We start from the raw sequence: 8,973 nt of genomic DNA, 5'->3' as shown, positions 1-8,973 counted from the left end.
AGCGCCACCGCCTCCCCGACATCACCCGCCGCCTCAACGACGGCGACCTGTCCTACGGCTACGCCAGCACCATCAGCGCCGCCGTCGCCCGCCTGAACGACACCGACTGCACCACCGCCGAACACCTCCTCCTCGACCTGACCGGGAAGGGGTTCTCGGCGGGCAAGGTCGCCGCGTTCGGCAACAAGATCACCGACCTCATCGCCGAACGCGACGGACGCGAGCAAGCCCCCGAGGACGTGAAGCGGGGATATGAGCGGTCGTGGATCGACTCGACCCGGTCGCTGGACGGCGGGCGGTACATCAAGGGCTGGCTGAACGCCGAGGACGCCGCGATCTGGGACGGCACCCTCGCACCGTTGGCCAAGCCCGCCGGAACCGACGACCACCGCGACCTGTCCGAACGCACCGCGGCCGCGCTCACCGGCGTGTTGGCGGGTGGGCACACGGCCACCAAGGTCACCGTCATCTGCGACCTGGACACCCTCACCGGCGGCACCACCCCCGCCAGACTCACCGACGGCACCCCCATCCCCGCAGCCCAAGCCCGCCGCATCGCCCTCAACGCCGGAGTGTCACCGCTGCTACTCGGCGCCGGGAACACCCCGCTGTACCTGGGCCATCGGGTCAGGTTCGCCACCGTGCCGCAACGACAAGTGCTCGAGGCCCTGTACTCGACGTGTGCGGTACAGGGCTGCGAGGTGCCCGGGACGCTGTGCGAGGTCGACCACGTCCACGGCTGGGCCCTCGGCAACAGCCCCACCGACATCGACAAACTCACCCTGTGCTGCGGCTGGCACAACCGCTACAAACACACCCACCCCGACCGCCTCCACATCACCAAAACACCCGACGGCCGCTACACCTACCGCCTCCACCCACCCGACACCGTCCCCCTCCACCAGCGAAGACGCCCACCACCCACCTGGGCCCAAGCCGCCTGACCAACAGACCACCGCCCGAGCCCGGCCGCCCCCCGGCGGCACGGGCCGGGCCCGCCTGCCCACACCCTCCCGCCCACCTACCGCCTTGCCCCCCAGAGCCAAAGGCGCCCGCTCGGCAAACCACACCTGGCCAAGGCACCAACTCCAGCCGAGCAACCATCCCCTCACCCCGGCAGCACCACCCCCGGCAGGGAACCATCGCCACCGCGACCAAGTCGCGGTATGTCCCGCAGCGCCTCCGGTCCTCCCGTCCTCCCGTCCTCCCGTCCTCCCGTCCTCCCTGCCTCTCTCTCCCTGCCTCTCTCTCCCTGCCTCTCTCTCCCTGCCTCTCTCCCTGCCTCTCTCTCCCTGCCTCTCTCCCTGCCTCTCTCCCTCCCTGCATCCACCGTTTCTCACCGGCCGGGAGGCTGAAGCGGCACGCGTGGTCAAGGCCGCGACCAAGGGCGGGACGGGGCTTACCAGGCCGTATCCGATAGATCTTGGGTGAGGTCGCGGAGCCAGATCTTGATGGAGGCGGCGTCGATGGCGCCGTCGTGAACGAAGGCGCTCTCCTCGTAACGGGTTGCGACAGCCCGGAACTGCTAGAGCTTGCTGATGCGGCGTGCGACGACGTTGCTGCCCTTGTAGGCCTCGACGTCGAACGCGATCAAGCGGCCACCTGCTGCACCATGGCGCTTGCGCCAATTTGCTGGACGGTCTTCTCCGGGATGACGGCCTTGATGCCGCGGAGGCGCAGATGGGCACGGATGGCCCGGCTGGAGTAGAGCCCCTGTCGGCCAGCATCCGGCAGGCCGGACCCGATCGCGGCCGATGCCCAGCGTTTGATTCGGACCTGGCCGAGCACTCTGAGCAACGTTGAGCAACGTCGTGCCATCGAATCGCTGGTCTGGAGAGGTCAGCCGGTCGCTGGCCTGGTGAGGTCAGCCGGGCGATCGGTCGGCAGCGCCGGTCGGCTGCCAGATGGATCTTGGTTGTGAGCCCGCCACGGGACCGGCGTAGAGCCTCCCGGCCGTCGGATTCGTCCCTTCTCAGGTCCCCTTTTCCTCAGGTCCCCTTTTCGGAGCCGGCGCGGGCGGCGATGCCGGGCTCCAGCCGCGTGCTGGCGCGCACGCACTCCGGTGGAGTCGATGCCGACCGTCCAATCATCGCCCTCGGCCAGGTCGGCCCCGATCCGCGGCTCATCCAGGATCTGGCGCCAGGTTCCGCCCGCTGACCAGCGGCGATGACGCGCATAGGAGGTCTTCCACGGCCCGGACCGTTCCCGGCGGGTCCCGCCACGGCACCCCCGGCCGCACCCGGTACAAGAAGCCCGACACCACTCGCCGGTGATCAGGCCACTGCCCACCACGACCAGTAGAAGGCGGCAGGAGCGGCGCAAGCCGCTCCCACTCCTCACCAGCCAGCGTGGACCGTCGCGTCACCAACCATCAACCACCAAACCGATAGATCAAGAGCAATCGGCCACGCCCCCGGGTGCGGCGCTCCGTCCTGGCCTCAGCTTCTGCACCTGTTACGCGGTATTCCGGCGTGCGCACACCTCGATCTCGATCTTCATGCGGGGGTCGGCGAGGCCGCACACGAGCATCGTGGCCGCTGGTCTGACCTCACCGAAGGCGCGACGCAGCGCCGGCCAGCAGGGCTCGAAGTCGGCCCGGTCCGGCAGCAGATACCGCACTCGCACCACATCGGCGAAGGTGCACCCGGCCTCGGTCAGGGCGTCCTGGATGTTGCGCAGGCACTGCTCGGCCTGCTCCACCACATCCTCGGAGATCGTCATGGTGGCGTAGTCGAATCCGGTGGTCCCCGACACATGCACCCACTCGCCGTCGACCACGGCACGGGCATAACCGATCCGCTCCTCGAACGTCGAGCCGCTCAGGATGGAACGTCGCTCTGTCATGCGCGGGACGCTAAACGACCAGCACAGATACGTCCAATATCCCACCAGGCACTGGGTGATACCTCTAGGCGTATGGAGCGTCCCGAACTTCCCCTTCCGCAGCTGCACGCCTTCGTCGTGCTCGCCGAGGAACTCCATTTCGGCCGCGCCGCCGCCCGCCTGGGCATCGCCCAGCCGCCACTGAGCCAGCAGATCCGGCGCCTGGAGGACAAGGTCGGCCATGCGCTGTTCACCCGCGAACCGGGGCGCACCACCCTCACCCCGGCCGGCCGGGAGCTCCTCCCGGCGGCACGGCAGGCTCTCACCGGAGTCGCCGACGGTCTGGCCGCGGCCCGCGAGGTCGGCAGCGGCAGAGCCGGCCGCCTGCGGATCGGCTTCGCCGCCTCCCTCGCCCTGACCGTCCTACCCGGCCTGCTGCGCACCTTCCGGGACCGCTTCCCCTCCGTGCACCTGGACATCCAGGAGATGACCACCGCCCCGCAACTGGCCGCGCTGCACGACAGGACCATCGACGTCGGCCTGGTGCGCGAGCCACCCGACCACGACCCCGAACTCGCCTTCCAGACCGTGCTGACCGAACCGTTCGTCGCCGTCCTACCATCTGCGCACCCGCTCGCAGCCCAGCACGCCGTCCGGGTCGAGCAGCTGGCCGACTCTCCCTTCGTGCTCCTGCCCCGTGCTGTCGGACCGCCGCTGCATGACCAGATCACCAACCTGTGCACCGCGGCGGGCTTCACACCACGGGTGACCCAGCACGCCGTGGAATGGCAGACCGTCTGCGCCCTGGTGGAAACCGGCTTGGGCGTCTCCCTCGCCCAGCAGAGCATCCGCCGTATCCGCCTCAAGGGCGTCGCCTTCCGCAAGATCGAACCCAACACCACCCGCACCCGGGTCGCCGTCGCCTGGCGCAAGAACGACCAAAGCCCACTGGTCGCACGACTCCTGACGACCCTCAATCAAGGTCAGCCGGACACGCCCTAGTGCTTGGGGTGATGGGGATGTGGTTCCTGTATGGGGTGGGGGCGGCGCGTCGGGCAGAGGGCAGGCGGAGCCTGCCCGACGAAAGCTGCACTCAGGGGCCGCAGAGGCTCCAAAGTCAAGGGTGGGACGAAGTCCCATCGGGAAGCGACGCCGAAGGCGCCCTTGACTTTGGAGGGGCGGCCCCGTACGCAGCGCCGCCCCCACCACAATTCCACCCACACCGAACAGCGGGCACCGGACACCAGATCCGCGTCACCCACACCACGATTCGCTACGAACACCACCGGCCCGGCGCCCCTGGTCCACATCGACGTCAAGAAGATCGGACGCATCCCCGACGATGGCGGCTGGATCGCCCACGGCCGAGCCGACCCCCACCTGGCACGCCACGAACACGCCCGGCATTGGCTACGACCACCTCCACACCGCCGTCGACGACCACACGCGCCTGCCCTACGCCGAGATCCACCCCGACGAGACCGGCGCCACCGCCGCCCGGCTACCTGCGCCGCGCCGCCGCGCCGCCGCGCCGCCGCGCCGCCGCGCCGCCGCGCCGCCGCGTCTCCGCGTCGCCACGTCCTTCACCTCCCACGGCATCGCCAGCCTCCGCAGCCGTCTTCGACATCGTCTACGGCGCCGAACTGCACTACTGCGCCGCAGATCGAGCTCAAGGGTTCCGGACGCGATCGACAAGGTCGTCCCGGTCGAGGCGGAGGTGGGCCCGGTCTGTGACAACACCGCCTGCGAGACCCCACTCCCGTGCCTGCGGCAGATTCCAGCCGTAGACCGGGGTGGGTCAGGACGAGTGGGTCAGGATGGGTCTACCAGGCGGTTCTCCCATGCCCAGGTGACGATGCCGACGCGGTTGCGTACTCCTAGTTTCGTCTGGATGCCGGACAGGTGGCTCTTGACGGTGCTGAGCGATATGAACAGCTCAGCGGCGATCTCCTGGTTGGTGCGGCCGCGGGCGAGGGCGCGGACGACTTCCAGTTCACGATCCGACAGGGGCGGCCGGACGGTGCGCGGTGGTGCCGAGGCGGCCGTCAGGTGCCGCAGCAGGCGGACGGTGACGGACGGCGAGACGAGTGCCTCGCCGTTGTGCGCGGCCCGCACGGCCTCCACGAGAAGCGCGGGGCCGGCGTCCTTGAGGATGAAGCCCGCCGCGCCGCCGCGCAGCGCGCCGTAGACGTACTCGTCCAGGTCGAAAGTGGTGACCACGACGACACGCATCGGGTCGGTGGCCTTCGGGCCTGCCAGTGCGCGGGTCACCTCGATGCCGCCGAGCCGGGGCATCCTGATGTCCACCAGGCACACGTCCGGGCGCAGGCGGCGCGCCAGAGCGACCGCCTCGGCACCGTCGGACGCCTCCCCCACCACGGTGATGTCGGGCTGGTCCTCCAGGATCAGCCGCAGGCCCCGGCGGACCATCGCCTGATCGTCGGCAAGAAGAACCGAGATGGTCACCGGCGCTCCCCCGTGGGCAGCGTCGCCCGCACGGTCCAGCCGCTGCCCGGACGCGGCCCTGCTCGTAGTGAGCCGCCGAGCGCCTCGACGCGTTCGCGCATGCCGATCAGGCCGTAGCCGCGGTGCGGGTGCCGGGCCACGGGCGCCGGGGCGTCGTCGGAGACCTCGATGGTGACGTCCCGGACGCCCTGCTCGACGGTGACCGTGACCGATCGGGCTTTGGGGGCGTGCCGCAGGACGTTCGTGAGCGCCTCTTGCGCGACGCGGTACACGGTGGTGGTCACCTCCGGTGGCCAGTTCTCCTCGTCCGGCATGGTCAGCTCGTCCGGCATGGTCAGCTCGTCCGGCATGGTCAGCACGACGCCGGGGCCCTGGCGGCGGAAGCGGTCGACGAGCGCGCCGAGGCTTTCCGGTCCTGGGGACGCGGGTGCCGCGTCGTCGGTGTCGCGCAGCAGTCCGACGACCCGCCGCATCGCCGCCAGGGCGTCGGTGCCCGCAGTCTCCATCTCGCTGAGGTACTGGCCCACCTGCTCCGGGTTCCGCTGCGCGACCACTTGGGCGCCCTGCGCCTGGAGGACCATGCCCGTGATGTGGTGCGCGACGACGTCGTGCAGTTCGCGGGCCAGTTCCAGGCGCTCCTCCCGACGGACTTGCTCTGCGGTCGCGCGCGCCCGCGCGTCCAGTATCCGCAGTGACAGTCCGGTCGCCACGGCGGCCAGCCAGATCGGGGCGTCCAGCGCCGTCACCGCCGCGAGTTCGGTGTACGGAGGCCCGGCGGCCAACTGGGCGGCGACGATCAGTACCGGCCCGGCGGACGTGATGGCGCCCGCCGGTACCGGTGGGAGGGACCGGAGCGTGGAGGCGGTCAGCACCGCCAGCCCGAGGGCCATGGCCGGGCTGGGCTCGCTGGGGAGATCAGCGCCGGCCAGGTAGGTGGTCGCGATGGCCGCCACCGCGAAACCGAGCGCCGCGACCGCCGGCCAGAGAGGTCGCCGCAGCCCGGCCAGGGCCATCAGGCACACCGCCGCCGCGAAGGCGCAGCCCGGGATCCAGTACCAGCTTCCCCAGCTCTGCGCGATGGCGGCGGCCTGGACGGTGATCGCGGCAAGGAACGCGGCGCCGAGCCCGGCCATGGAGACGCTCCGGACCCATCCCCCCGGAACGGTCATGTCCGCCAGGTTATCGGCGCACCGGACGACCGGACGGGCGCGAAGGCGCGCAGCAGCGGCCCGGCGACGAGGCCGCCCGCCATCAGGATCGTGGCCAGTGCCGTCACCGCCGAGGGGCCGGAGAACCAGCCGAGCGCGATCACGGCGACGCCGCCCACGGCGATACAGGCGGCCGACCACGTCGGTAGGGCTCTCAGGGCGGAGCCGATGAGGACGGCTAGGGCCAGTGCCGTCGTGGGTGCGGGCTCCTGCGGCAGGTCCGCCGCCTGGGACGCCCCTATGGCGACGGCCGCCACGGTCAGAGCCGCCGCTGCGGGCCACACCCTTCGGCGCCCTCGCAGCAACGCCAGTGCGGACACCACCGCGGCGACCGCAGTGGTGAACAGCCAGGAGGCGCCGCCCCAGCTCACGGCGAGCATGAACGCCGTGACCGCGATGCCCAGAGCGAACATCAATCCCAGAGCTGTGTTGACCAGGATGTTCCATGGGCCAGAGGCATTGTTCTCCATGTGGTGCCTCACACTCGCCCGATGCGGCGCAGGGCGATGACGGTCAGGAGCGCGCCGGTCAGCAGGTAGAGGCCCGTCTCGGCGAGCTGGAACGACCAGTAGCGGTCGCCGGGCTGGTACTCGATGTCAACGTGCAGGTCGAGCGCGGACAGGCACACCGCGGTGTCACCGAACGTGCCGCCCGCACCGGTCTTGGACGGGCTGTCGAAGCAGGCGTCGAACTTCTCCTCGCTGAGCGTCCGGCCGTCGGCGGTGCGCATCGGGCTGGTGTCACTGATCCACGCGTCGGGTGCGCCGGGCACTTGCAGGCCGCCGATGACCGGGGCGCCGGTGATGCTGCCCAGGTTCTTGGCCTGGTTGATGGTCTCGGCGGTCATCGGCAGTGTCACCTTCTCCGGCGGCATGAGATGCGGCCGCACCATGTTCGGAACCGCGAACTGGACGGCGAGGAAGACGACGCCCGTGATGGCCATCGCCGGGAGCGTCCGGCGGACGAACAGGCCGATGGTGGTGCCGAGGGTGAAGGCGAGGAATGCGTAGCCGAACGGGACGATGTTGCGGGCGCCGAACTCGATCGCGCCGAACCGGTCGGAGGCGACCTGGTCGTACGGGGCCGCCGCCCAGGTGAGCAGCAGGGCGGCCAGGCCCGTGACGGCCATCGCGCCCAGGGCGGTGAACGCCATCCTGGCGAGCAGCCAGCGGCGGCGGGTCACGCTCTGGCTCCACACCAGCCGGTGGGTGCCGAGCTCCAGTTCCCGGGCGATCAGCGGCGCTCCCCAGAACGCGCCGAGGACGACGGGGATCAGCCCGAGCCCGGCGGCCAGGAACAGCAGCGTGCTCCGGTAGGCGCCGGAGAACTGGCTCGCGGCCTGCGCGCAGTCGGCGGTGTCCGTGCATCGGGACCGGTAGACGTCGTGGGCGTCCCGGATGTCCATGCCGAGGTAGAGGAGGTAGGCGGCGATCAGTGCCAGTCCGATCGCGGCGGCGAGGGCGTGGAAGCGGAACTGCCGCCAGTTCAGCCAGATCATCGTGCACCCTCCCCCGCCACGGCGCCGACCCGGGCGCCGGGTGCGTCCGCCCGCGACATGTACGCGAGCACCAGTTCTTCGAGCGTGACGGGCCCGGCCCGGAGCGGGACCTCCGAGAGCGGACGGGCGGTGCGCACGATCGCGCCGCCACCCGGCTCCGCCCGAACCATCTCGACTCCCGCGGGAAGGCGATCGCCATCGCCGGCCAGCCGGTGGTGGCTGGCGAGGAGATCGCGGACGTCCCCCGCCACCTGGACCCGCGCGTCGCAGAGGACGATGAGGTAGTCGCAGACCTGCTCGATGTCGCCGAGCAGGTGCGACGACAGCACCGCACTGGCGCCGAGTTCGGCGACGAACTCCATCAGGTTCGCGAGGAAGCCCTGGCGCGCCAGCGGGTCGAGTGCGGCGGCCGGTTCGTCGAAGACCAGCAGTTCGGGACGCTTGGCGGCGGCGATCGTCAGCGCCAGTTGCGCCCGCTGGCCGCCCGACAGCCGTCCCGCCTTCTGGCCCGGGTTCAGCCCGACCTGCGCGATGCGCCGCTCGGCCATGCCCTGGTCCCAGGACGGGTTCAGGTGCGCGCCGAGCCGCAGATGGTCGGCCACGCTGAACGAGGGGTAGACCGGGGTGTTCTGCGCGACGAATCCGACTCGCGCCAGGTGCGCGGCGCTCGCCGCCGGCGCGGCTCCCAGTACGCGCAGCGAGCCCGACGTCGGCTCCAGCAGCCCGCAGGCCAGGTTCAGCAGCGTCGACTTGCCTGCGCCGTTCGGGCCCACCAGGCCCACGATGCGTCCGGCCGGGACGTGCAGGCATACTCCGCTCAGCGCCTCCCGCCCGCGGCCATATCGTTTCGTCAGTCCCTCGGCATGCAGCATCGGGACGGGGTCTTCATTCGGCATGACGGCATCGTCGTCAACCGTGCCGTCCCAGATCACCGGCCCAAAGCACGGTTCCGCCCGGAAGTAGTCGTACTTTCGGCCG

General features: G+C 70.7%; 8 protein-coding genes and 2 pseudogenes. 3 read left to right on the top strand and 7 right to left on the bottom strand.

Features of this window, described 5'->3' with window-relative positions; genetic code table 11:
• Nucleotides 1-944 (top strand): HNH endonuclease signature motif containing protein (locus tag CHF16_RS13510; protein ID WP_143227963.1); only part of this gene is annotated, 944 nt, incomplete at its 5' end.
• Between the two features lie 455 nt (nucleotides 945-1,399).
• On the opposite strand, the pseudogene CHF16_RS39420 reads toward CHF16_RS13510, so the two are convergent.
• Both CHF16_RS39420 and CHF16_RS13495 read right to left on the bottom strand, forming a co-directional pair.
• A pseudogene (locus CHF16_RS39420) lies at nucleotides 1,400-2,365 on the bottom strand (IS5 family transposase).
• Between the two features lie 89 nt (nucleotides 2,366-2,454).
• Nucleotides 2,455-2,844 carry a RidA family protein gene (locus tag CHF16_RS13495; protein WP_089326329.1) on the bottom strand — a complete coding sequence of 130 codons (390 nt, stop codon included), beginning with the start codon at nucleotides 2,842-2,844 and terminating at the stop codon, nucleotides 2,455-2,457.
• A gap of 72 nt (nucleotides 2,845-2,916) precedes the next feature.
• On the opposite strand from CHF16_RS13495, the gene CHF16_RS13490 reads away from it, so the two are divergent.
• Together CHF16_RS13490 and CHF16_RS41335 are read left to right on the top strand one after the other, a co-directional pair.
• Nucleotides 2,917-3,825 (top strand): LysR family transcriptional regulator, encoded by a 909-nt coding sequence (locus tag CHF16_RS13490; protein ID WP_089326328.1) that lies wholly within the window; start codon nucleotides 2,917-2,919, stop codon nucleotides 3,823-3,825.
• A gap of 185 nt (nucleotides 3,826-4,010) precedes the next feature.
• Nucleotides 4,011-4,346, top strand: a pseudogene (locus CHF16_RS41335) (IS481 family transposase); the annotation flags it as partial.
• 289 nt (nucleotides 4,347-4,635) lie between these two features.
• Here the strand turns inward: CHF16_RS41335 and CHF16_RS13485 are convergent.
• From CHF16_RS13485 to CHF16_RS13465, 5 genes are all read right to left on the bottom strand, one after another.
• Nucleotides 4,636-5,289 carry a response regulator transcription factor gene (locus CHF16_RS13485; protein WP_089326327.1) on the bottom strand — a complete coding sequence of 218 codons (654 nt, stop codon included), beginning with the start codon at nucleotides 5,287-5,289 and terminating at the stop codon, nucleotides 4,636-4,638.
• Nucleotides 5,286-6,458, bottom strand: coding sequence for a sensor histidine kinase (locus CHF16_RS13480; RefSeq protein ID WP_089326326.1), 1,173 nt, complete (start codon nucleotides 6,456-6,458; stop codon nucleotides 5,286-5,288). The genes CHF16_RS13485 and CHF16_RS13480 overlap by 4 nt, the downstream gene beginning before the upstream one ends.
• Complete coding sequence (locus CHF16_RS13475; protein WP_218826655.1) at nucleotides 6,455-6,910, bottom strand: hypothetical protein; 456 nt, start codon at nucleotides 6,908-6,910, stop codon at nucleotides 6,455-6,457. The genes CHF16_RS13480 and CHF16_RS13475 overlap by 4 nt, the downstream gene beginning before the upstream one ends.
• Before the next feature lie 65 nt (nucleotides 6,911-6,975).
• The gene (locus tag CHF16_RS13470; protein WP_089326324.1) at nucleotides 6,976-7,995 is read right to left on the bottom strand and encodes an ABC transporter permease subunit; all 1,020 of its coding nucleotides are present in this window, start codon (nucleotides 7,993-7,995) and stop codon (nucleotides 6,976-6,978) included.
• Nucleotides 7,992-8,891, bottom strand: a complete 900-nt coding sequence (locus CHF16_RS13465) for an ABC transporter ATP-binding protein (RefSeq protein WP_089326358.1) — start codon at nucleotides 8,889-8,891, stop codon at nucleotides 7,992-7,994. Before CHF16_RS13465 ends, CHF16_RS13470 begins: the two co-directional genes overlap by 4 nt.
• Nucleotides 8,892-8,973: the final 82 nt, after the last annotated feature.

This window comes from Actinomadura meyerae (genome assembly GCF_900188445.1).
In the GTDB taxonomy this organism is placed as follows: Bacteria; Actinomycetota; Actinomycetes; order Streptosporangiales; family Streptosporangiaceae; genus Spirillospora; species Spirillospora meyerae.
The sequence above is the reverse complement of the archived record's forward strand: the minus strand, read 5'-3'. Positions and strand labels throughout refer to the sequence as shown.

Bases quoted from the DNA above. Each gene is read 5' to 3' on its own strand.
- CHF16_RS13490 (WP_089326328.1), top strand. From the start codon at position 2,917: ATGGAGCGTCCCGAACTTCCCCTTCCGCAGCTGCACGCCTTCGTCGTG.
- CHF16_RS13495 (WP_089326329.1), bottom strand. From the start codon at position 2,844: ATGACAGAGCGACGTTCCATCCTGAGCGGCTCGACGTTCGAGGAGCGG.
- CHF16_RS13465 (WP_089326358.1), bottom strand. From the start codon at position 8,891: ATGCCGAATGAAGACCCCGTCCCGATGCTGCATGCCGAGGGACTGACG.
- CHF16_RS13475 (WP_218826655.1), bottom strand. From the start codon at position 6,910: ATGTTCGCTCTGGGCATCGCGGTCACGGCGTTCATGCTCGCCGTGAGC.
- CHF16_RS13470 (WP_089326324.1), bottom strand. From the start codon at position 7,995: ATGATCTGGCTGAACTGGCGGCAGTTCCGCTTCCACGCCCTCGCCGCC.
- CHF16_RS13480 (WP_089326326.1), bottom strand. From the start codon at position 6,458: ATGACCGTTCCGGGGGGATGGGTCCGGAGCGTCTCCATGGCCGGGCTC.